The following is a 23,296-nucleotide window of genomic DNA, read 5'->3' on the forward strand; positions in this document are numbered from 1 at the left end:
CTGATAATTAAATGATTTTGCGCAGATTCTCGACAAACGCGGCGATTTGTTCTTCACCTTCACCTTCAATCACCACACGCTGACGCTCGCGCTGCTTCGGTGCGGCAACCTGTTGTGCGGAATACGCGGGTACGCTGTTCAGCCCGATATCCGCAGGCGACCAGACCTGAACCGGTTTTTTCGCCGCGCCAAGAATGGCTTTCATCGAAGGGATTTGTGGGGTGTTAATGTCGGTGGAAACCGCGATCACCGCCGGGAGCGGGATGCTCAGCGTTTCAACTTCATCTTCCAGTTCGCGTTCTACCGTCAATGTGCTGTCGGTAAGAGAGAGGATCTTACTCACGCCGTTAATCGCCGGAATGTTCAACGCTTCGCCCACCAGCAAACCAACCTGCTGAGCATAAAGATCGGAAGAACCGTCGCCGCAGATAAGTAGATCGAAACCTGATTTTTGCGCGGCAGCGGCCAGCGCGGCAGCGGTGTGTTGCGGCAGCGCCTGCTCAAATTGATCGTCAATGACCACAATCAGTTCATCAGGGCCACGAGAGAGGACATCTTTGCGCCCTTTTGCATTAGTCAGCGCTTTGCCGCCAACGCTCATGGCGACAACCTGAGCGTCTCCCAACTGCTGTTTTAACTGGCAAGCAGCTTCAATTGCATTCAGATCATATTGGCTGATTTTGCTATCCGCTTTGCTGAAATCGAGTGTTCCGTCAGCATTATTAATCGCAATATCCTGCTCATCAGGTACGCATTTGTAGCAAGTAATTATCTTCATTGCATCTCCAGAAATCATGAAGGAAACGTATTTATATCGGCGGTGTTAAATACAGATATCACGCTCTTTAATTCGGAAATAAAACCTTAATCACCAATATTGAAAATGTCACACATTGATATTCGTAACTTTCAATAGTGTTACGCACCTCACCAATATTGAAAGAAATATGCCAAATATGAAAATTTTCAATATTGTTTGCTGGCTCAACAATATTGAACGTCAGATACTTAAAAAAGTTAAAAAACCACAACCAACAAATTGATAAATAAAGCAAAAATCAAAATTTAGACACAAAATAATCAACGCAAAAAAGTGTGACGAAGATAACAGAATCACCCGAAGTGAATACCCATCATGAGTTACTCATTGAGGCGTCCCAGAGGTTAAAAACTTATCAACAAATCATTAATAATAAATAAACAAACGTTCATGGACTGGCACGCTAAATAAATTTCGTTTTCACACTGGAATTAACTTATGAAAAATGAAAAGAGAAAATCGGGAATTGAACCGAAGGTTTTTTTTCCGCCATTAATAATTGTCGGGATACTTTGCTGGCTAACAGTAAGAGATCTTGATGCCGCTAACGTCGTTATTAATGCGGTATTCAGTTATGTCACCAATGTCTGGGGTTGGGCATTTGAATGGTATATGGTCGTCATGCTCTTCGGCTGGTTCTGGCTGGTTTTTGGCCCCTATGCTAAAAAGAGATTAGGCGACGAAAAACCGGAGTTTAGTACCGCCAGCTGGATTTTCATGATGTTCGCCTCCTGTACATCCGCTGCAGTTCTGTTCTGGGGCTCTATTGAGATCTACTACTATATCTCCACCCCGCCGTTCGGTCTGGAACCAAATTCCACCGGCGCGAAAGAGATAGGTCTGGCGTACAGCCTGTTCCACTGGGGGCCATTGCCGTGGGCAACCTATAGCTTCCTTTCCGTGGCCTTCGCCTACTTCTTCTTTGTACGCAAGATGGATGTCATCCGCCCCAGCTCCACGCTGGTACCGCTCGTCGGTGAAAAGCATGCGAAAGGGTTGTTCGGTACCATCGTCGATAACTTCTACCTGGTGGCGCTGATCTTCGCGATGGGCACCAGCCTCGGTCTGGCTACCCCGCTGGTCACCGAGTGTATGCAATGGCTGTTCGGTATTCCGCATACGCTGCAATTGGATGCCATCATCATTACCTGCTGGATCATTCTGAACGCGATTTGCGTGGCCTGCGGCCTGCAAAAAGGGGTCAGAATCGCCAGCGATGTGCGTAGCTACCTGAGCTTCCTGATGCTCGGCTGGGTGTTTATCGTCAGCGGCGCCAGCTTCATCATGAACTACTTCACCGACTCCGTCGGGATGCTGTTAATGCACCTGCCACGGATGCTGTTCTATACCGACGCCATCGGTAAAGGCGGCTTCCCACAGGGCTGGACCGTTTTCTACTGGGCGTGGTGGGTTATTTACGCCATCCAGATGAGTATCTTCCTGGCCCGTATTTCCCGTGGTCGTACCGTACGTGAGCTGTGCTTCGGGATGGTGATGGGTCTGACCGCGTCTACCTGGATCCTGTGGACAGTGCTGGGCAGTAACACGCTGCTGCTGATGGATAAAAACATCCTCAACATTCCGCAACTGATTGAGCAACACGGCGTGGCGCGCGCCATTATCGAAACCTGGGCCGCCTTGCCGCTCAGCACCGCCACCATGTGGGGCTTCTTCATCCTCTGCTTTATTGCCACCGTCACGCTGATTAACGCCTGCTCTTACACCCTGGCAATGTCGACCTGTCGTGAAGTTCGCGATGGTGAAGAGCCGCCTCTGTTAGTGCGTATCGGCTGGTCGGTGCTGGTCGGCATCATCGGTATCGTTCTGCTGGCGCTGGGTGGGTTGAAGCCGATTCAGACCGCGATTATCGCCGGAGGATGCCCGCTGTTCTTCGTCAACATTATGGTGACGCTGTCCTTTATTAAAGACGCCAAAGTGCACTGGAAAGACAAGTAATTCTTATTAACCAAATTGATCAAGAGGCTGAAAGATGGATTTCAACTTAAATGACGAACAGGAGCTGTTTGTCGCCGGTATTCGCGAACTGATGGCCAGTGAGAACTGGGAAGCTTATTTTGCCGAGTGCGATCGTGACAGCGTCTACCCTGAGCGTTTTGTAAAAGCGCTGGCGGATATGGGTATTGATAGCCTGCTGATCCCGGAGGAACACGGCGGTCTGGAAGCGGGTTTTGTTACCGTCGCCGCCGTCTGGATGGAGCTGGGACGTCTTGGCGCGCCAACTTACGTGTTGTACCAATTGCCGGGAGGTTTTAACACTTTCCTGCGTGAAGGGACTCAGGAGCAAATTGATAAAATCATGGCGTTCCGGGGCACCGGTAAGCAGATGTGGAACTCTGCCATCACCGAACCGGGAGCGGGATCGGATGTTGGTAGTCTGAAAACCACTTATACACGCAAAAATGGTAAGGTTTATCTTAATGGCAGTAAGTGCTTTATCACCAGTAGCGCCTATACCCCGTACATCGTGGTCATGGCGAGAGACGGTGCATCGCCGGATAAACCGGTTTACACCGAGTGGTTTGTGGACATGAGCAAAGCGGGTATCAAGGTCAACAAACTGGAGAAACTCGGTCTGCGCATGGACAGCTGCTGTGAAATCACCTTTGACGACGTTGAACTGGACGAAAAAGACATGTTCGGTCGGGAAGGTAACGGCTTCAACCGCGTGAAAGAAGAGTTTGACCATGAGCGCTTCCTCGTCGCGCTGACCAACTACGGTACCGCAATGTGCGCTTTTGAAGACGCTGCGCGTTACGCGAATCAGCGCGTGCAGTTTGGTGAAGCTATTGGCCGTTTCCAGCTGATTCAGGAGAAGTTTGCGCATATGGCGATCAAACTGAACTCCATGAAAAATATGCTGCTGGAAGCCGCGTGGAAAGCGGATAACGGCACCATTACCTCCGGCGACGCGGCAATGTGCAAATACTTCTGCGCCAACGCCGCGTTTGAAGTGGTAGACACCGCCATGCAGGTACTGGGAGGTGTTGGTATCGCGGGCAACCACCGCATCACGCGTTTCTGGCGTGACCTGCGCGTTGACCGTGTTTCTGGTGGTTCTGACGAAATGCAGATCCTGACGTTGGGTCGTGCGGTACTCAAGCAATACCGCTAATCGATCCCTTGTAGGCCTGATAAGACGCGGGGCGTCGCCATCAGGCAATCATGCCGGATGGCGCTGTGCTTATCCGGCCTACATACCGCAAAAAATGCCAGGAGAAAAATGATGAATCATTTACCAATGCCAACCTTTGGCCCGCTTGCTGGGGTACGCGTTGTTTTTTCGGGAATCGAAATCGCCGGTCCATTCGCCGGACAGATGTTCGCCGAATGGGGCGCCGAGGTTATCTGGATTGAAAACGTCGCATGGGCCGATACCATTCGCGTACAGCCTAACTACCCGCAGCTCTCACGCCGCAACCTGCACGCCCTGTCGCTGAATATTTTCAAAGATGAAGGTCGGGAAGCGTTTCTGAAACTGATGGAAACCACCGATATTTTCATTGAAGCCAGTAAAGGCCCGGCCTTTGCCCGCCGTGGTATTACTGATGAAGTGCTGTGGGAGCATAACCCGAAACTGGTCATTGCCCACCTTTCCGGCTTCGGCCAGTATGGTACCGAGGAGTACACCAATCTTCCGGCGTATAACACCATCGCGCAGGCATTCAGTGGTTATCTGATCCAAAACGGCGACGTTGACCAACCGATGCCAGCCTTCCCGTATACCGCCGATTACTTCTCCGGGATGACCGCGACGACAGCCGCGCTGGCAGCCCTGCACAAAGTACGCGAAACGGGTAAAGGTGAAAGCATCGATATCGCCATGTACGAAGTGATGCTGCGCATGGGTCAGTACTTCATGATGGACTACTTCAACGGCGGCGAAATCTGTCCACGTATGACGAAAGGGAAAGACCCCTACTACGCCGGTTGCGGCCTGTATAAATGCGCCGATGGTTACATCGTCATGGAGTTGGTCGGCATCACGCAAATCAACGAGTGTTTTAAAGATATTGGCCTGGCCCACATTCTCGGTACGCCGGAAGTTCCGGAAGGCACGCAGCTCATCCATCGCGTGGAATGCCCTTACGGCCCGCTCGTCGAAGAGAAACTGGACGCCTGGCTGGCAACACACACCATCGCCGACGTTCAGGCGCGTTTTGCTGAGCTGAATATCGCCTGTGCGAAGGTGCTCACCATTCCGGAACTGGAAGGTAACCCGCAGTACGTTGCCCGCGAATCGATTACTCAGTGGCAAACAATGGACGGTCGCACCTGTAAAGGGCCGAACATCATGCCGAAATTTAAAAACAACCCGGGGAAAATCTGGCGTGGCATGCCGTCACACGGCATGGATACCGCCGCCATTCTGAAAAACATTGGTTATAGCGAAGCAGATATTAAGGAACTGGTCGGCAAAGGCCTGGCCAAAGTTGAGGATTAAACGCGATGCGCTAATCGGTTTTCCGGTTAGCGCTCACGCCTGATTTCAGTGGATAAAGCAATATGGATATCGTTGGCGGACAAAACTTACGTCAGATGTGGGACGACCTGGCCGGGGTGTACGGAGATAAAACGGCGTTAATTTTCGAATCCTGTGAGGGAATCGTTCGGCAGTTTAGCTATGCTTCGCTCAATGAAGAGATTAACCGCACGGCGAACCTTTTTTACTCCTTAGGGATCCGCAAGGGTGATAGGGTCGCGCTGCATCTGGATAACTGTCCGGAATTCATCTTTTGCTGGTTTGGACTGGCAAAAATCGGCGCCATTATGGTGCCGATTAATGCCCGCTTACTGGGCGAAGAAAGCGCCTGGATCCTGCAAAACAGCCAGGTGAGTCTGCTGGTTACCAGCGCCCAGTTTTATCCTATGTACCGTGAAATACGCCAGGACAATAGCACTCCGCTTAATCATATCTGTCTGATTGGCGAGCAGCTTCCGGCTGACGACGGCGTGAGTCACTTTACCCAACTGCAATCCCGCCAGTCCACCACGCTGTGCTATACGCCCGCGTTATCCACTGACGATACGGCGGAAATTCTGTTTACCTCAGGCACCACCTCACGGCCTAAAGGGGTGGTAATTACCCACTACAACCTGCGTTTTGCAGGCTACTACTCTGCCTGGCAAATCGCCCTGCGCGATGATGACGTGTACATGACGGTGATGCCCGCGTTTCATATCGATTGTCAGTGTACCGCCGCAATGCCTGCATTCTCCGCTGGCAGCACCTTTGTCCTGCTAGAGAAGTACAGTGCCAGGGCCTTCTGGGATCAGGTACGTAAATATCAGGCGACGGTGACCGAGTGCATCCCGATGATGATCCGCACGCTGATGGTCCAGCCCGCCGCATCAACGGACAGGCAGCATCACCTGCGCGAAGTGATGTTCTATCTCAATTTATCCGAGCAGGAAAAAGACGATTTTACCGAACGCTTTGGCGTCAGGCTGCTGACCTCTTATGGTATGACTGAAACCATTGTCGGAATTATTGGCGACCGTCCCGGAGACAAACGGCGCTGGCCTTCCATTGGTCGCGTGGGTTTTAGCTATGAAGCTGAAATTCGCGACGATCAAAATCGCCCGCTGCCCGCCGGAGAAATTGGCGAAATCTGTATTAAAGGCATCCCCGGCAAGACTATCTTCAAAGAGTATTACATGCAGCCGGAGGCAACCGCCAGGGCGCTGGAACCAGAGGGCTGGTTACATACCGGTGATTCGGGTTACCAGGATGAGGATGGCTATTTCTATTTTGTCGACAGACGCTGCAACATGATTAAACGTGGCGGGGAAAATGTCTCCTGCGTCGAGCTGGAAAATATTATTTCTGCGCATCCGAAAATTCAGGACATTGTGGTGGTTGGTATTAAAGACGCGATCCGTGATGAAGCCATTAAAGCGTTTATCGTCCTTAATGAAGGTGAAACATTAAGCGAAGCCGAGTTTTTCAGCTTTTGCGAAAACAATATGGCGAAATTCAAGGTTCCCTCTTTTATGGAGATCAGAACCGACCTGCCGCGCAACTGTTCAGGAAAAATAATCAAAAAAAATCTGAAATAAACCTTCCGGCAGGAATCCTTCCCGCCGGGAAACTATTTATCTGGAGATGAACTATGAGTGAGTCATTACATCTGACCCGTAACGGCCCGATCCTGGAAATTACCCTTGACCGACCTAAAGCGAATGCCATTGACGCCAAAACCAGCTTTGCAATGGGTGAAGCTTTTCTTAATTTCCGTGACGATCCGGAATTACGCGTAGCAATCATTACCGGCGGCGGGGAGAAATTCTTTTCTGCTGGCTGGGACTTAAAAGCGGCAGCGGAAGGTGAAGCGCCGGATGCTGATTTTGGTCCCGGCGGCTTTGCCGGTTTAACCGAAATATTTGACCTCGATAAGCCGGTTATCGCCGCGGTGAACGGCTACGCGTTTGGCGGCGGTTTTGAGCTGGCGCTGGCGGCGGACTTTATTGTCTGCGCCGAAAACGCCAGCTTCGCGCTGCCGGAAGCAAAGCTAGGCATCGTGCCTGACAGCGGCGGCGTTTTGCGCCTGCCTAAGCTGTTGCCGCCGGCTATCGTCAACGAAATGGTAATGACCGGCAGACGAATGAGCGCCGAAGAAGCGCTGCGTTGGGGAGTCGTGAACCGCGTTGTCAGCCAGAGCGAACTGATGGATAGCGCGCGCGAACTGGCGCAACAACTGGTCAATAGCGCCCCGCTGGCTATCGCGGCGCTGAAAGAGATTTATCGCGCGACCAGCGAAATGCCGGTAGAAGAAGGCTACCGCTACATCCGCAGCGGCGTACTGAAGCATTATCCGTCGGTACTGCATTCAGAAGATGCGCTCGAAGGACCGCAGGCATTTGCCGAAAAACGCGATCCGGTGTGGAAAGGTCGTTAATGTGACTATGCCGGATGGCGCTTCGCTCATCCGGCCTACAGCACATGCGCAACCGTAGGCCGGATAAGGTGTTTACGCCGCCATCCGGCAAAAAAACCGAGGTACAACTATGAGCTATTACGCCTTTGAAGGACTGATCCCGGTGGTGCATCCGGACGCGTTTGTCCATCCCAGCGCCGTGCTGATTGGCGATGTCATCGTGGGCGCCGGTGTTTATATTGGCCCACTCGCGTCATTGCGTGGGGATTATGGTCGCCTGATCCTGGAGGCAGGCTCTAATCTGCAGGATGGCTGCATTATGCATGGCTACTGCGATACCGATACCATCGTGCATGAAAACGGCCATATCGGCCACGGCGCTATTCTACATGGCTGCGTGGTGGGACGGGACGCCCTGGTCGGCATGAACAGCGTCATTATGGACGGCGCAGTGATTGGCGAAGAGAGCATTGTCGCCGCCATGAGTTTTGTCAAAGCCGGATTTCAGGGTGAGGCAAGGCAACTGCTGGTGGGATCACCGGCGCGCGTACTACGCCAGGTTACGGACCAGGAGCTGCACTGGAAACGCCTCAATACCAAAGAATATCAGGATCTTGCGGTTCGTTGTCGAACGGGGTTATCTGAAACGAAGCCGTTAACGCAGGTCGAAGAAAACCGACCGCGCCTGAAAGGCACGACGGACGTGAAGCCAAAATCAGCACAGTAATTGATGCCGGATGCGCTCACGCTTATCCGGCCTACGCGTCAATTACCGTTTACCCCGCCATCAGGTTAAACAGACAATTAGCGACGCATACTCTTGGAGAGCATCATCTGCCATTTCTGCTCACGGTTTAGCTCTGTGGGGGGAACGGCAGACAGCCGCGGCGCTTTCGCCACGCTCACTTTTCTTTCCTGCAAATTATGATTCAATCGGCGATAGAGTTGAGAGTCGATACTCACGACTTTCACCAGACGCTGGCACTGGCAGCCTCGTCCTGCAATTTGGTTAGGGATCATCTTCACTTCACAAACAATTTCCCCCACTTCTGACAGAATATAGGAGAGCGTATTAATTGCTTTGCAATGTTCAATATCAAATTGACGGGAAATCTCCCTGGCAGTGATCCATCGGTTCTCTGCCATCATCCAGTCAGCAATTAACAAATAAAGCGGTCTTTCAACATATTTTTCACACAAAAGCACACCATTTCACAAATTAAAAATCTGGCTACGGCCTGTCCAAACTAATAAAAACTAAGCCATATTAAAATTGTGGATATGCAAGATAGTATGCGACTTAAATATTGATTAGTGTGAGCAATATCGTGCTTATTACATTGAAAATGTGGTTACGGAAACGGACTTCTCCAGGAATGACCTTACACAAGATAAAAAAAGGGTTTCTTTACAGAAACCCTTTCAACATTATATTACAGGTCCGGTTAGAGCAATATCCACCGGACCCTTTGTTTACGACTTTTTGATCTGCGCGTGCATTTCCTGCACCGAGGTTACCTTCTCGGTGGCATCGGCATTGAGCGCCATCGTCGTGGCAAAACCGCCGTTCAGCGTGGTGTCATAATGCACTTTATACTGCAGCGCGCTGCGGCGAATCACCCTGGAGTCTTCAATCGCGCGGCGGCCTGCGGTGGTGTTGATGATGTAGGTATATTCGCCATTCTTGATACGGTCCTGAATGTGCGGACGACCTTCGTGCACCTTGTTCACCAGACGCGGGTTGATACCGGCTTCGCCCAGCACAATCGCCGTACCGTGGGTGGCATCCAGCTCAAAGCCCTGTTTCAGCAGCTTAGCGGCCAGGTCAACTACGCGCTCTTTGTCGCCTTCGCGAACGGAGAGCAGCGCACGGCCCTGTTTCTTCATGGTGGAGTTACTGCCCAGCTGCGCCTTAGCGAACGCTTCCGCGAAGGTACGGCCAACGCCCATCACTTCCCCGGTGGAGCGCATTTCTGGCCCTAACAGCGGGTCAACGCCCGGGAATTTGTTGAACGGCAGCACCACTTCTTTCACCGAGTAGTACGGCGGGATAATTTCTTGGGTCACGCCCTGCTCGGTCAGCGATTTGCCGGCCATCACGCGCGCCGCCACTTTCGCCAGAGGCACGCCGGTGGCTTTAGAGACGAACGGTACGGTACGCGCCGCACGCGGGTTGACTTCAATCAGGTAGACTTCGTTGTCCTTGACCGCAAACTGCACGTTCATCAGGCCGCGCACCTGCAACTCGAAGGCCAGCTTCTGCACCTGCTGGCGCATCACGTCCTGAATTTCCTGGCTCAGCGTGTAGGCCGGCAGGGAACAGGCGGAGTCGCCGGAGTGTACGCCCGCCTGCTCAATGTGCTCCATAATGCCGCCAATCAGCACCATTTCGCCGTCGCAGATAGCGTCCACGTCCACTTCAACCGCGTCATCAAGGAAGCGGTCCAGCAGCACCGGCGCATCGTTAGAGACGCTGACCGCCGTCTGGAAATAGCGACGCAGATCGGCTTCGTCATAGACAATTTCCATCGCCCGGCCGCCCAGCACGTAAGAAGGACGTACCACCAGCGGGTAGCCAATCTCTTTCGCCTTCTCAACCGCTTGTTCAATGGCGGTGACGGTGGCGTTGGCCGGTTGCTTCAGTTTCAGACGGTCAACCGCGTGCTGGAAGCGCTCGCGGTCTTCCGCGCGGTCGATGGCGTCCGGGCTGGTGCCGATAACCGGCACGCCTGCCGCTTCCAGCGCGCGCGCCAGCTTCAGCGGGGTCTGGCCGCCGTACTGCACGATAACGCCTTTCGGCTTCTCGATGCGCACGATTTCCAGCACGTCTTCCAGCGTCACCGGCTCGAAGTACAGGCGGTCGGAAGTGTCGTAGTCGGTGGAGACGGTTTCCGGGTTACAGTTGACCATGATGGTCTCGTAACCGTCTTCGCGCAGCGCCAGCGAGGCGTGTACGCAGCAGTAGTCAAATTCGATACCCTGGCCGATACGGTTCGGGCCGCCGCCGAGGACCATGATTTTGTCGCGGTCAACGGACGGGTTCGCTTCGCACTCATCTTCATAAGTGGAGTACATATAGGCGGTATCGGTGGCGAATTCCGCCGCGCAGGTATCCACACGCTTGTAGACCGGGTGCAGGTTGTATTGGTCACGCAGCTTGCGGATTTCCGCTTCACGCACGCCCGCCAGTTTCGCCAGACGCGCATCGGCAAAACCTTTGCGCTTGAGCTGACGCAGGAAGTCGGCGTTGAGGCCGTTAATACCGACTTCAGCCACTTTCTCTTCCAGACGCACCAGCTCTTCAATTTGCACCAGGAACCAGCGGTCGATGTTGGTCAGGTTGAACACGCCGTCGACGGAGAGGCCTGCGCGGAAGGCATCGGCGATATACCAGATACGATCAGCGCCCGCGTCTTTCAGCTCGCGGCGGATTTTGGTCAGAGCTTCCGGGTCGTCGAGGCTGACTTTCGGGTCGAAGCCGGTAGCGCCCACTTCCAGGCCGCGCAGCGCTTTTTGCAGGGATTCCTGCTGCGTGCGGCCAATCGCCATCACTTCGCCGACCGATTTCATCTGGGTGGTCAGACGGTCGTTGGCACCGGCGAATTTCTCGAAGTTAAAGCGCGGAATTTTGGTGACAACGTAGTCGATAGACGGCTCGAAGGAGGCCGGAGTACGCCCGCCGGTGATGTCGTTCATCAGTTCGTCAAGGGTGTAACCCACCGCCAGTTTGGCGGCTACTTTGGCAATCGGGAAGCCAGTGGCTTTAGACGCCAGCGCCGAGGAGCGAGAGACGCGCGGGTTCATTTCGATAACGATCAGACGACCGTTTTTCGGGTTCACTGCGAACTGGACGTTAGAACCGCCGGTTTCGACGCCGATTTCACGCAGTACCGCCATCGAGGCGTTACGCATGATTTGGTATTCTTTGTCGGTCAGCGTCTGGGCGGGCGCCACGGTGATCGAGTCGCCGGTATGGATACCCATCGCATCGAAGTTTTCGATGGAGCAGACGATGATGCAGTTGTCGTTTTTATCACGCACCACTTCCATCTCGTACTCTTTCCAGCCGATCAGCGATTCATCAATCAGCAATTCGTTGGTTGGCGAGAGGTCCAGACCGCGTTCGCAGATTTCTTCGAACTCTTCACGGTTGTAAGCGATACCGCCGCCGGTGCCGCCCATGGTAAAGGACGGACGGATGATGCACGGGAAGCCCACATCAGCGGCAACCGCCAGCGCTTCTTCCATAGTGTGCGCGATACCGGAACGCGCGGTGTCGAGACCAATTTTCTTCATCGCGATATCGAAGCGACGACGGTCTTCGGCTTTATCAATGGCGTCGGCGGTGGCGCCAATCATGGTGACGCCGAACTCTTCGAGCACGCCCTGCCGCTCCAGCTCCAGCGCGCAGTTCAGCGCCGTCTGGCCGCCCATGGTCGGCAGCACTGCATCCGGACGCTCTTTTTCAATGATTTTGCGCACCACTTCCCAGTGAATCGGCTCGATGTAGGTGGCATCGGCCATTTCCGGGTCGGTCATGATGGTGGCCGGGTTGGAGTTCACCAGAATGACGCGGTAACCCTCTTCGCGCAGCGCTTTACACGCCTGAGCGCCGGAGTAGTCAAACTCACACGCCTGACCGATAACAATCGGGCCCGCGCCCAGAATCAGGATGCTTTTTATATCTGTACGTTTTGGCATGGCTCTTATTACTCCTGATTATTTCGCGGACTGACGGTATTGCTCAATAAGCTCGATAAAGTGGTCGAACAGCGGTGCAGCATCGTGCGGGCCGGGGCTCGCCTCCGGGTGTCCCTGGAAGCTGAACGCCGGTTTGTCGGTACGGTGAATGCCCTGCAGGGTGCCGTCAAACAGCGACTTGTGGGTTACACGCAGATTGGCGGGCAGCGAGTCTTCATCCACCGCAAAGCCGTGGTTCTGCGCGGTGATCATTACCACGTTTCTGTCCATATCTTTTACCGGATGGTTGCCGCCGTGATGGCCGAACTTCATCTTAACGGTCTTCGCACCGCTCGCCAGCGCCAGTAGCTGATGACCGAGGCAGATGCCAAATAGCGGAATGTCGGTTTCGAGGAATTTCTGGATAGCAGTAATCGCGTAGTCGCACGGAGCCGGGTCGCCAGGGCCGTTTGACAGGAAGATGCCGTCCGGATTCATTTTCAGCACCTCTTCAGCAGAGGTTTGCGCTGGCACCACCGTCAGGCGGCAGCCGCGATCCACCAGCATCCGCAGGATGTTGCGCTTCGCGCCGAAATCATAGGCCACCACATGGAACGGCAGGTCATCCTCAGATTTCGCTTCCGGTAAACCGTCTTTCAGCGTCCAGCTACCCTGCGTCCAGCGGTAGGTTTCCGCCGTGGTCACTTCTTTCGCCAGATCCATACCGTTCAGTCCAGGAAATGCTTTCGCTTTTTCCAGCGCCAGCTTCGCATCCGGGCTATCGCCTGCAATGATGCAGCCGTTCTGTGCGCCTTTCTCACGCAGCAGTCGGGTCAGCTTGCGGGTATCGATATCAGCAATCGCCACAATGTTATGGCGTTTCAGGTAAGAAGAGAGGTCTTCGGTGTTACGGAAGTTGCTGGCAATCAGCGGCAGATCGCGAATCACTAAACCTTGCGCATGAACCTGAGAAGATTCTTCATCGGCTTCATTGGTGCCGACATTACCAATATGGGGATAAGTAAGAGTGACGATTTGGCGGGAATAGGAAGGATCAGTGAGGATTTCTTGATAACCGGTCATTGAAGTATTGAAAACGACTTCCCCAACCGCCGAACCTGTTGCCCCTATGGCCCGACCGTGAAACTGGGTTCCGTCTTCCAGAACCAATAGCGCTGACTTAATCAAAACACCCTCCAGAGAATATTCACTCACTTTATTTGCATATTAATTCATTCAGTCAGTATGAAGCAATGCAAATTTGCTTACCCGTGGATTTCTGGCAAACGGCGGCATTCTGAAGTTAAGCCGGATAAAAGTCAACTTAAAGAGGGTATTTTTTATGTTATTTTGCACATTATAAGGAAGTTATTCTGTTTAAGAGGCAAAAAGATCAACTAAGTGACGATAGAAAACGCTTGCGCTTCCTTGAGTTCGCAAAAAAACTGGCTGGCATGATAAAAAGTGGACCAAATGGTCAAATTTCACATTAAAACAACAAAAAACAACAATAAAAATTCATTTAATAGCCATCAACACTATTAAATGCATAAAAAATTCAAAATTAAGAAAATTAACGAAAAAAACATTTTAAAAATCAATAAGTTGAAAATATAAAAAACAAATCAAATGCATTATAAAATCAACAAAAAACAGCAAATTAAGACAATGTAATAAGAATTACAATCGCGATATAAAGATCCAACTTCTTTTTCTTTAAGACTAGCGCATAAGATTGGAACACAACCAGCCTCACTACAGCATAAAAAAGCTAACCCATTGAAGTAAAAGAGATAAAATGACCCCATGGAACAGCACTACCCCCCCAATGGATATCAGTCTTATTAGTCTGGTCGAGGTGCCTTTTGCATACGGTAAGCCACTGCGGCAGAACATGTCGTGGGCGAAGAAACTGTCGAAACATGAATGGCGAAAGGCGTTACTTATCTGACCGAATAACCGGGGGGCAAAAAAACAAAAGGGCAATAATATATTGCCCTTTGTAATCAATTAATCTTGATTACCACAACCACATCACGAAGGTATTTAGTCGCTATAATACATCCAGCCCCAGCACATCCCGCATGTCAAATAGCCCATTTTTCTTCGTTTTTAGCCATAACGCCGATCGCAACGCGCCATTTGCAAACGTCATGCGACTGGAAGCTTTATGCGTAATCTCTACGCGCTCGCCAATATCGGCAAACATCGCGGTATGTTCGCCGACGATGTCGCCCGCGCGTACGGTCGCAAAGCCAATCGTGCCCGGTACGCGCTCGCCGGTATAACCTTCACGCGAGTAGACCGCGCAGTCCTTCAGATTTTTATCCAGCGCCCCGGCGATTGCCTCGCCCATTGCCAGCGCCGTACCCGACGGTGCATCCACTTTATGGCGGTGGTGCGCTTCAATAATTTCAATATCGCTATAGTCGCCCATTACCTTCGCGGCTTTCTCCAGCAGCTTGAGCATGACGTTAACGCCGACGCTAAAGTTTGCGGCGAAAACGATCGCAATCTCTTGTGACGCCTCGCGAATGGCTTGTTTACCGGCGTCGTCAAAGCCGGTAGTACCAATCACCATCCCTTTACCATGCTGGCGGCAAAACGCCAGATGCGTCAACGTGCCTTCCGGACGGGTAAAATCGATGAGAACGTCAAAATCATCTTTTACCGCCTCAAGGCTGCTTTGAACGATCACGCCGGACTTTCCCGCCCCCGCCAGTTCGCCAGCATCGCTGCCCAGCAAGGAAGAGCCTTCGCGCTCCAGCGCGGCACCCAGCTGAACACCTTCCATCGCCATGGCGGCCTGGATTAACTGCCGTCCCATGCGGCCACCGGCGCCGGCAATGGCGACGCGGATTTGTGCTTCATGCATAGCTATTCTCTTTTGTAAAAATTGCGTAAACCGTTTTCAGAGTAACCAGCGCGCCCGGAGGCCGCCATCTAAAATCGCCGATAATTAGAAATTAATGATAAACAGGGAGCGATATCAGTAAAAGACATGATTCATCCCGCAGGATGAATCATTGCTGGAGAGAATGAAAGAAGAGAAACTTACTCAGGATAGAGGGAACCGGCAGGAAAATGACTTAAAAACCAGGTCACTGCCAGTAAATCCGCGCTACCGCCAGGGCTTAAGTTACGCAGGATGAGTTCATCATCGAGGGACTGCATCGCTTCAATGCCCCCCTCAACCAATACGCCCCCTTGCCACAACAATTTTTGTGCCTGCTGCTGCACGTAGTAAAGCCCTTCCAGGCCTCCCCGTGACACCAGATTGGTATCATCATTCCACGCCATCAGATGCAACAATGTTTGCAGCAGGGCAAGATGGGTATCGTCATGCTCCTGCACGACCCGGTTAAACACCGGCAAAGCCTGCGTTCTGACGGTTCGAAAACCGCTTTCCGCTTCTCCCCGCGCGCCCGACAGGCCATAACACTGGAAATGGGTTTCACTCTTTGTCAGTTTTCCCGCTTTTTTTGCTGAGAGCTCGTGGGCAACAATATTCCGACTCAGGCGGGCAACCTGGTCGCAGATACGATTTTGCTCCAACGGTTCTCCCCGCGCGAGAAGTCGGCCAATCGCTGCGCTCAGCAGGCCAAAAGCGAAAATCGCCCCGCGATGGGTATTCACACCATTGGTCGCCTGTAGCATATCGTTCTCACAAGCCATCCCCAGCGGACGCAGCATCACCAGGACATTTTCTGCCGCCAGCGCCGCCGTGTTGTTGCCCATGATAAAAAACTTTTCCATCCATGGAGCAATGGCGGTAGTGCTACGTTCAAATGCCGCCAGATCCATATCCCTATGCGCTCCCGAATTACGAATATCGACCAGACCGGGTTTTGGTGTCAGCCTGGCTTCCGTCAGCAGCGCTCTTGCAACCAACCCATTAAGTTCGCCAGCCGCCAGCGATGAGTACGCTGGCGTACGCCGTTCAGTCACAACGCTCACGTTCATAGCATTCAATCCTTCGTGCAATTTCATCCAACAAAAGGTCAAGGGTGTGATGCTTGCCCCGGGCACAGAGATGAGCATCCTGCTGGCATATCAAACATGGCCGGGCAGGATGCCCGAGTTCACGGCGTGATAGCGACTTACCGTCGCTATCAATAATGTCGATGTCCCAAAGCCGCCCTAACGGATGGCTCATCTCTAGTGTCGACATGTGCTGTTTCAACGCCATTGCCGGCGCACAGACCGCTGCCATCCATTCCGGGCCGCTGCGTTCATTTACCTGCATTTCCCAGACGTTGACCCACTCCTTCTGTTCGCAAAGCGCCAGTATTTCGGCAATTGCGTAATCGGCGACACGCCGCCAGACCGCTGAGTTTTTAACGGCGCCCGGTGCAACCAGCGTGAGGGAAATCAACGGTAGCCGATAGCAGTTCAACGCCTGACGCTGCCTGGCGGCACGTTTATCGCGCGCTTGTAGCATCTCCTCCAGCGTAACTGCCTGGCCCTGGTACAGCAGGTCTGTGCCCTTCATCAGCCTTTAACCTGGCGAATCACGTCAATCACTGAACCGTCGCGATAACGCACCACAGCCACCACCCGATCGGTAAACTCAATCGGCTGCGGTTTACCGGTCAGTTGCTCAGCGCGCTGTTGCAGTTGTTCGATGGTCATCAGCGCCACGCCCGCAGCACGCAGGTTATCAAGCAGATCCTGACGCGCAGGGTTCACTGCAATACCATGGTCGGTAACCAGCACATCAACACTTGCCCCAGGCGTGACGGTAGTCAGCACTTTTTCCACCACACATGGGATTCGGCCACGGACCAGCGGTGCGGTAATAATGGTGAGATCGGCCCCTGCTGCCGTATCGCTATGGCCGCCCGATGCGCCACGCAGTACGCCGTTTGAACCGGTCATCACGTTAACGTTGAAATTCACGTCAATTTCCAGTGCGCTCAGCATCACCACATTCAGGCGTTCGCATGCCGCGCCTTTAGAGGCGGGGTTCGCGTATTGATTGGTTGAGATTTCAATATGATGTGGATTCTGCGCCAGCGAACGGGCTGCATCGCCATCGAATGATTGCGTATCCAGCAACGCTTTGATCAACCCTTTCTCATGCAGATCCACCATCGTGCCGGTGATCCCGCCCAGGCCAAAACTCGCCGTAATGTTGTGGCGACGCATTTTGTCTTCCAGGAAACGGGTGACCGCCAGAGAAGCGCCACCGGTGCCGGTTTGCAGCGAGAAACCATCACAAAAATAACCTGAGTGTTCGATCACATTGGCCGCCTGCCGGGCGATCAACAGTTCACGCGGGTTGCTGGACAGACGAATCGCGCCCGCGGTGATTTTTTCCGGATCCCCTACCTCATCCACCTGCACGATCAAATCAACCTGATCCTGCGCGATACTGGCCGGATAATTGGGGAATTCGACCCACTCTTCAGTCAGGAGCACCACACATTTAGCGTACTGCGCATCAACCTGCGCATACCCCAAAGAGCCGCAGCGTGACTTGCCGCTAAAGCCGTTCGCATTACCAAATTCGTCGCAGCACGGCACGCCGAGGAAAGCGACATCAATATTCAGCTCACCGCTCTGAATCAGTTTTACGCGGCCACCGTGAGAGTGGATCTGTACCGGGTTTTCCATCAGGCCAGCGGAGATCTCTTCCCCTAACTTGCCGCGCAGCCCGGAGGTGTAAATCTGCCGCACCACGCCATTTTTAATGTGTTCGATAAGCGGCCAGTGGGCATCAATTAATGAGCTGGAGGCAAGCGTCAGATCGCGGAATCCCATTTCCGCCAGTTTCGCCATCACCATATTGACAACTTTGTCGCCACCACGAAACGCATGGTGGAAGGATATCGTCATGCCATTTTTAAGCCCGGAACGACGGATAGCCTCTTCAAGCGAGTCACAAATTTTACGCCGACGCTTTTCCGTTTCACTGGCAAGCCACGGGCTGTTTGCTGTTACCCCCTGGTAGGGCTGTAATCCTTCCGGTACGACATATTGCTGGTTGAGCATGGTTACAGTCTCTTTCATGGTTCCTTCCTTAATCACGAATACCGGAAGCCGACAGCGCCACCACTTTGCGCGCGTGGTCGATAATCGGGCCGTCAATCATTTTGCCGTTGAGTGAAACGACGCCCAGACCGCGAGACTCAGCCTCTTCAGCGGCGGCAATCACCTCATACGCATGCTCAACTTCTTTACGTGTCGGAGAATAAGCCTGATGTAACAGCTCAATCTGACGTGGGTTCACTAAGGACTTACCATTAAAACCAAGCCCTTTCGCCAACTGCACTTCCTTCAGGAAGCCTTCTTCATTATTGATATCCGACCAAACGACATCATAGGCGGCAATACCCGCAACGCGCGCCGCATGCAGCACTGCGCAGCGGGCGTAGAACAGCTCGGTGCCATCGCCCCGGCAGGTGCCCATATCCATCACGTAATCAAATGCCGCCAGCGCAATTGCCACCATGCGCGGGCTGGAGGTGGCGATGTCGACGGCATTGACCACGCCTTTCGCTGATTCGATCGCCGCCATCAGCCTGGTACTGCCGACTTCACGTCCACATTCACGTTCGATCCGTTCAACCTGCGCTTCCAGCTCCAGCACATCGTTTTTGCTGTCGGTTTTCGGCAGACGCACGATATCCGCGCCACCACGCACGACGGCCTCAAGATCGGCCAGACCGAATGGCGTGTTCAGTGGATTAATGCGCACCACTTTTTCAACATCCTGATAGAACGGATGTTGAAGCGCGTGATGAACCAAAAGACGGGCGGTATCTTTCTCACGTAACGCTACGGCGTCTTCTAAGTCGAACATCACCGCGTCCGCACCGTAGACAAACGAGGTGCTCAACATGGCCGCATTTGCGCCGGGGATAAACAACATACTGCGACGTGGTCTCATAACGCACTCCATTGAATTTCCGTTTGTTCTGCAGCGCGCAGCGCCGCCGCCTGCACTCGGGCGCGTAAAATACACTCCAGCGCGCCTTTGTCATCGACGCTAACCAGCGCGCGTTCAACGCCCAGCTTCGCCAGCGTTTCCCGAACCACCTGCCCAATCGCCGCGCCAAACTGCTGCTTCACCAGACTCTCTAGCTCCAGCCGAATTCCTGGCTCGCTGGATGGACCAATCCTGATCATCACATCGCTGGATTCCAGCGTGCCTGCCAGGGCATCTTTAATGATTTTCATTAGTTATGTTCCTTGTTAACGGTGTTACGTCATATGGTTTCAGTGTGTCTGGCGGCATGCCGCTGCAGATATGCCAGGGTGCCAGCTGGCACCAGCGCGCTTATTGCCGGCCAATTACGTTCGCTATACAGTTTTCTGACGCGAGAGGCGGAAATAGCCGTGCCGTTTTTCTCCACCCGCGCCAGCTCGACGACCTCAATAACCGGGCCGCTGCGCTTCGGATCGTGTAAAATGTCGTGCATCCGCTGGTTATAGGCACAGGTCAGAGGACAAAACGGCTCACTGCCGACAAAACGATGGGTAATCCCCAGCGCTGGAGCCAGATGTTCACGGAAGAGTTGCAGATCGATCTGGCAATGGCAGTCGTCCACAACCCCTTTTTCTTTGAGGAAATAGTCGGGAAACGTCGCACGCGAGATCATATAAGCGGAGCCGGAATGCAACGTGACGTTGTCAATGCCCGCGATTCCTTGTTCGATCAGCGCCCAACGGTCGGTATAGGAAAAAAATGAAGCATCTTCTTTGACTACAAACAGATGCAACCAGTCACAGGCCGCAGCCGCTTGCTCCACCAGATAACGGTGGCCCAATGTAAACGGATTGGCGTTCATGACGATGGCGCCGATCGTTTTTCCCGGTTGACGATAAAGCGCCAGTTGGCGACAAAAGCGCGCTAACCGTTCACTGCTGTTCTCCATTAACACCGCCAGCTCACCTGCCTGCGCAATGGGCCAAAACCCCGCGCCAGAAAACAGCAACCGATTTTGCGGCTTAGTGAACAGGAAAAGCTCGCTGCGGTTTAACTCGTAGGCCAATGTAAGCAGCTCAGTCAGCAGTTTGAGGCTGAGCCCTTCCCCTTGTAAAACCGGGGAAACGGCGATGCATTTCAGTACGTTTCCGGCCAGCGAGCCGCATCCAACTATCTCACCCTGCCAATATGCGCATACCGCGATTTCACAATCGTCTTCCAGGGCGAGTCCCACGCCCTCCAGAAACATGGCGACCGACTCGCGACGCAATACATCCTTTTGCAAATAAATGCGTTTAAATATTAGATTCACTCTATTCTGCATCCGTCAGCAAATAACGCCGCATATTTCGCCAGCGTTTGTATTACTCGTCTGGAATAGACATCACACTTTCCCCCTTGCTTTTATAAGCTTTATGGTTTTTATTTCCTTAATTAACCAGAGTTAATAAAAATAATTAAATTAATTAAAAACACAACCATTCAGTGAAGATAGTCACATCTCACGGTTCATTGAATTTATTAGTATGCGCGGGTCTTGTTACCCATCAATACACAGGAAAATGTTTATGACCAACATGACCCAGGCTTCGGCGACGGAGAAAAAGGGGGCCAGCGATTTACTCAGATTCAAAATCTTTGGTATGCCGCTACCGCTTTATGCCTTTGCATTAATTACTTTATTACTGTCTCATTTCTATAACGCTATACCGACTGACTTAGTCGGTGGTTTTGCTCTTATGTTTGTGATGGGGGCCATTTTTGGTGAAATCGGCAAACGTTTACCGATCTTCAATAAATATATTGGCGGCGCACCAGTTATGATATTTCTGGTTGCAGCTTATTTTGTCTATGCTGGCATATTTACGCAGAAAGAAATTGATGCGATCAGCAACGTAATGGATAAAAGCAACTTCCTTAACCTGTTTATCGCAGTGTTGATCACAGGCGCGATCCTGTCGGTAAACCGTAAGCTGCTATTAAAATCACTGCTGGGCTATATCCCAACCATCCTCGCCGGGATTGTCGGCGCGTCCCTTTTCGGTATCGTCATTGGTTTGTGCTTCGGTATCCCGGTCGACCGTATCATGATGCTGTACGTTCTGCCGATTATGGGCGGTGGTAACGGCGCAGGCGCCGTGCCTCTGTCTGAAATTTATCACTCGGTTACCGGACGTTCTCGCGAAGAGTACTACTCAACGGCTATTGCTATTCTGACCATTGCGAATATCTTCGCCATTATTTTCGCCGCCCTCCTCGATATGATTGGCAAAAAATACGCCTGGCTTAGCGGTGAAGGTGAGTTGGTTCGTAAGGCTTCCTTCAAAACCGAAGATGATGAAAAGGCCGGCCAGATTACCCATCGTGAAACGGCGGTTGGCATGGTGCTATCCACCACTTGCTTCCTGCTGGCCTATGTCGTTGCCAAAAAAATTCTGCCAAGCATCGGCGGCGTCTCTATTCACTACTTCGCCTGGATGGTTCTGATTGTTGCTGCGCTGAACGCATCAGGTCTTTGCTCACCGGAGATTAAAGCCGGGGCGAAACGTCTTTCTGACTTCTTCTCCAAACAACTGCTGTGGGTGCTGATGGTCGGTGTGGGTGTTTGCTACACCGATCTGCAAGAGATTATCGATGCCCTGACGTTCGCCAACGTCGTTATCGCCGCAATCATTGTGGTCGGCGCAGTCGTTGGCGCAGCTATCGGGGGCTGGTTGATTGGCTTCTACCCGATTGAATCATCCATTACTGCGGGTCTTTGTATGGCCAACCGCGGCGGCTCCGGCGATCTGGAAGTGCTCTCCGCCTGTAACCGTATGAACCTCATTTCATATGCACAAATTTCCTCTCGTCTGGGCGGCGGTATTGTGCTGGTTATCGCTAGCATCGTGTTCAGCATGATGGTGTAAAAAAACGCACGGCGGTGTCTTTGCCGCAAACGACCTGGAGAAAAGTAGAGGCCAAAGCCAGAGGTGGCCAAGGGAAATCCACTCTACTCCTTAGCCGGATTCACCAGGAAGGTTGTCGTCAAGGCCACCGTCGTGCCTCTCATTATGGAAAATGATTCATGAATGAAGCTGTACTACTGGGTGAAGGTTTCACCCTGATGTTTTTAGGAATGGGGTTCGTACTGAGCTTTCTGTTCCTGCTCATCTTTGCCATTCGCGGCATGTCTGCCGTGATTACTCGCTTCTTCCCGGAACCGGTCCCGGTACCGAAGGCGGCACCTGCCGCCGCCGCGCCCGCTGACGACTTCACCCGCTTAAAGCCGGTGATTGCCGCCGCCATTCACCATCACCGCCTTAACGCTTAATTCCCGGAGGGATCCATGACCATTGCCATTACAGATGTTGTCCTGCGCGACGCCCACCAGTCTCTGTTCGCCACCCGCCTGCGCCTTGACGACATGCTGCCGATTGCCGCCCAGCTTGATGACGTGGGCTACGGCTCGCTGGAGTGCTGGGGCGGCGCCACCTTTGACGCCTGCATCCGCTTTCTCGGCGAAGACCCGTGGGTCCGCCTGCGCGAGCTGAAAAAGGCCATGCCGAAGACCCCGCTGCAGATGCTGCTGCGCGGCCAGAACCTGCTCGGCTACCGCCACTACGCCGATGACGTGGTGGAGCGCTTCGTCGAACGCGCGGTGAAAAACGGCATGGACGTGTTCCGCGTCTTCGACGCCATGAACGACCCGCGCAATATGAAAGCCGCACTGCAGGCGGTGCGCAGCCACGGCGCGCATGCCCAGGGCACACTCTCCTACACCACCAGCCCGGCGCACACCCTGCAGACCTGGCTGGACCTGACCGAACAGCTGCTGGAAACCGGCGTCGATTCCATCGCGATTAAGGACATGTCCGGCATTCTCACCCCGATGGCCGCCTTTGAGCTGGTGAGCGAAATCAAAAAACGTTTTGAGGTGCGCCTGCACCTGCACTGTCACGCCACCACCGGGATGGCGGAGATGGCGCT

The 23,296-nt window shown here is 53.0% G+C and carries 20 protein-coding genes and 2 pseudogenes; 11 read left to right on the top strand and 11 right to left on the bottom strand.

Annotation, left to right across the window (positions count from 1 at the left end):
* Nucleotides 1-7 precede the first annotated feature (7 nt).
* Nucleotides 8-778: an electron transfer flavoprotein FixA gene (locus tag NBA72_RS16795; protein WP_000692180.1), complete on the bottom strand. Its 771-nt coding sequence runs from the start codon at nucleotides 776-778 to the stop codon at nucleotides 8-10.
* Nucleotides 779-1,258: 480 nt separating this feature from the next.
* On the opposite strand from NBA72_RS16795, the gene caiT reads away from it, so the two are divergent.
* From caiT to caiE, 6 genes are all read left to right on the top strand, one after another.
* Nucleotides 1,259-2,776 (top strand): L-carnitine/gamma-butyrobetaine antiporter, encoded by a 1,518-nt coding sequence (gene caiT, locus NBA72_RS16800; protein ID WP_042947652.1) that lies wholly within the window; start codon nucleotides 1,259-1,261, stop codon nucleotides 2,774-2,776.
* 34 nt (nucleotides 2,777-2,810) lie between these two features.
* On the top strand, nucleotides 2,811-3,953 hold the full coding sequence (gene caiA, locus NBA72_RS16805) for a crotonobetainyl-CoA dehydrogenase (RefSeq protein WP_000347134.1): 1,143 nt from the start codon (nucleotides 2,811-2,813) through the stop codon (nucleotides 3,951-3,953).
* 111 nt (nucleotides 3,954-4,064) lie between these two features.
* Complete coding sequence (caiB, locus tag NBA72_RS16810) at nucleotides 4,065-5,282, top strand: L-carnitine CoA-transferase (RefSeq protein WP_001016212.1); 1,218 nt, start codon at nucleotides 4,065-4,067, stop codon at nucleotides 5,280-5,282.
* A gap of 62 nt (nucleotides 5,283-5,344) precedes the next feature.
* On the top strand, nucleotides 5,345-6,898 hold the full coding sequence (gene caiC / locus NBA72_RS16815; RefSeq protein WP_023181839.1) for a crotonobetaine/carnitine-CoA ligase: 1,554 nt from the start codon (nucleotides 5,345-5,347) through the stop codon (nucleotides 6,896-6,898).
* A gap of 53 nt (nucleotides 6,899-6,951) precedes the next feature.
* Nucleotides 6,952-7,737: a crotonobetainyl-CoA hydratase gene (caiD, locus tag NBA72_RS16820; RefSeq protein ID WP_000004383.1), complete on the top strand. Its 786-nt coding sequence runs from the start codon at nucleotides 6,952-6,954 to the stop codon at nucleotides 7,735-7,737.
* Nucleotides 7,738-7,846: 109 nt separating this feature from the next.
* Entirely contained in the window at nucleotides 7,847-8,443 is a 597-nt protein-coding gene (caiE, locus tag NBA72_RS16825; RefSeq protein WP_000122864.1) for a carnitine operon protein CaiE, read from the top strand.
* A 77-nt stretch (nucleotides 8,444-8,520) separates the two neighbouring features.
* On the opposite strand, the gene caiF is transcribed toward caiE, so the two are convergent.
* The 3 genes from caiF to carA all read right to left on the bottom strand — a co-directional run bounded on the left by caiF (nucleotide 8,521) and on the right by carA (nucleotide 13,584).
* Nucleotides 8,521-8,916: a carnitine metabolism transcriptional regulator CaiF gene (gene caiF, locus NBA72_RS16830; RefSeq protein ID WP_000333324.1), complete on the bottom strand. Its 396-nt coding sequence runs from the start codon at nucleotides 8,914-8,916 to the stop codon at nucleotides 8,521-8,523.
* A 273-nt stretch (nucleotides 8,917-9,189) separates the two neighbouring features.
* Complete coding sequence (gene carB / locus NBA72_RS16835; RefSeq protein WP_042947660.1) at nucleotides 9,190-12,417, bottom strand: carbamoyl-phosphate synthase large subunit; 3,228 nt, start codon at nucleotides 12,415-12,417, stop codon at nucleotides 9,190-9,192.
* Between the two features lie 18 nt (nucleotides 12,418-12,435).
* Nucleotides 12,436-13,584, bottom strand: a complete 1,149-nt coding sequence (gene carA, locus NBA72_RS16840; protein ID WP_000597280.1) for a glutamine-hydrolyzing carbamoyl-phosphate synthase small subunit — start codon at nucleotides 13,582-13,584, stop codon at nucleotides 12,436-12,438.
* 213 nt (nucleotides 13,585-13,797) lie between these two features.
* On the opposite strand from carA, the pseudogene NBA72_RS16845 reads away from it, so the two are divergent.
* Together NBA72_RS16845 and NBA72_RS16850 are read left to right on the top strand one after the other, a co-directional pair.
* Nucleotides 13,798-13,990 (top strand): annotated as a pseudogene (locus tag NBA72_RS16845) (hypothetical protein).
* Between the two features lie 204 nt (nucleotides 13,991-14,194).
* Nucleotides 14,195-14,347, top strand: coding sequence for a hypothetical protein (locus NBA72_RS16850; RefSeq protein WP_242409711.1), 153 nt, complete (start codon nucleotides 14,195-14,197; stop codon nucleotides 14,345-14,347).
* A gap of 102 nt (nucleotides 14,348-14,449) precedes the next feature.
* Here the strand turns inward: NBA72_RS16850 and dapB are convergent, their stop codons facing one another.
* The 7 genes from dapB to citC all read right to left on the bottom strand — a co-directional run bounded on the left by dapB (nucleotide 14,450) and on the right by citC (nucleotide 20,651).
* Nucleotides 14,450-15,271 (bottom strand): 4-hydroxy-tetrahydrodipicolinate reductase, encoded by an 822-nt coding sequence (gene dapB / locus NBA72_RS16855; RefSeq protein ID WP_017441576.1) that lies wholly within the window; start codon nucleotides 15,269-15,271, stop codon nucleotides 14,450-14,452.
* A 179-nt stretch (nucleotides 15,272-15,450) separates the two neighbouring features.
* The gene (citG, locus tag NBA72_RS16860) at nucleotides 15,451-16,359 is read right to left on the bottom strand and encodes a triphosphoribosyl-dephospho-CoA synthase CitG (RefSeq protein ID WP_001103238.1); all 909 of its coding nucleotides are present in this window, start codon (nucleotides 16,357-16,359) and stop codon (nucleotides 15,451-15,453) included.
* Nucleotides 16,337-16,888 carry a citrate lyase holo-[acyl-carrier protein] synthase gene (gene citX / locus NBA72_RS16865; RefSeq protein WP_000679050.1) on the bottom strand — a complete coding sequence of 184 codons (552 nt, stop codon included), beginning with the start codon at nucleotides 16,886-16,888 and terminating at the stop codon, nucleotides 16,337-16,339. The genes citG and citX overlap by 23 nt, the downstream gene beginning before the upstream one ends.
* Complete coding sequence (gene citF, locus NBA72_RS16870) at nucleotides 16,888-18,408, bottom strand: citrate lyase subunit alpha (protein WP_000665573.1); 1,521 nt, start codon at nucleotides 18,406-18,408, stop codon at nucleotides 16,888-16,890. Before citF ends, citX begins: the two co-directional genes overlap by 1 nt.
* Nucleotides 18,409-18,418: 10 nt before the next feature.
* Nucleotides 18,419-19,288: a citrate (pro-3S)-lyase subunit beta gene (citE, locus tag NBA72_RS16875; protein ID WP_001247809.1), complete on the bottom strand. Its 870-nt coding sequence runs from the start codon at nucleotides 19,286-19,288 to the stop codon at nucleotides 18,419-18,421.
* A complete protein-coding gene (citD, locus tag NBA72_RS16880; RefSeq protein ID WP_042947664.1) occupies nucleotides 19,285-19,578 on the bottom strand; it encodes a citrate lyase acyl carrier protein in 294 nt (97 codons plus the stop codon). Before citD ends, citE begins: the two co-directional genes overlap by 4 nt.
* Before the next feature lie 29 nt (nucleotides 19,579-19,607).
* The gene (gene citC, locus NBA72_RS16885) at nucleotides 19,608-20,651 is read right to left on the bottom strand and encodes a [citrate (pro-3S)-lyase] ligase (RefSeq protein WP_077917524.1); all 1,044 of its coding nucleotides are present in this window, start codon (nucleotides 20,649-20,651) and stop codon (nucleotides 19,608-19,610) included.
* 244 nt (nucleotides 20,652-20,895) lie between these two features.
* Here citC and citS point away from each other — a divergent pair, with 244 nt between their 5' ends.
* The 3 genes and pseudogenes from citS to NBA72_RS16900 form a co-directional block, all read left to right on the top strand.
* Entirely contained in the window at nucleotides 20,896-22,236 is a 1,341-nt protein-coding gene (gene citS, locus NBA72_RS16890; RefSeq protein WP_042947667.1) for a citrate/sodium symporter CitS, read from the top strand.
* Between the two features lie 158 nt (nucleotides 22,237-22,394).
* The gene (locus tag NBA72_RS16895) at nucleotides 22,395-22,640 is read left to right on the top strand and encodes an oxaloacetate decarboxylase subunit gamma (RefSeq protein ID WP_042947669.1); all 246 of its coding nucleotides are present in this window, start codon (nucleotides 22,395-22,397) and stop codon (nucleotides 22,638-22,640) included.
* Between the two features lie 15 nt (nucleotides 22,641-22,655).
* Nucleotides 22,656-23,296 (top strand): annotated as a pseudogene (locus NBA72_RS16900) (sodium-extruding oxaloacetate decarboxylase subunit alpha); the annotation flags it as partial.

The organism is Salmonella sp. NW1250 (assembly GCF_051812965.1).
Taxonomy (GTDB): Bacteria; Pseudomonadota; Gammaproteobacteria; order Enterobacterales; family Enterobacteriaceae; genus Salmonella; species Salmonella enterica.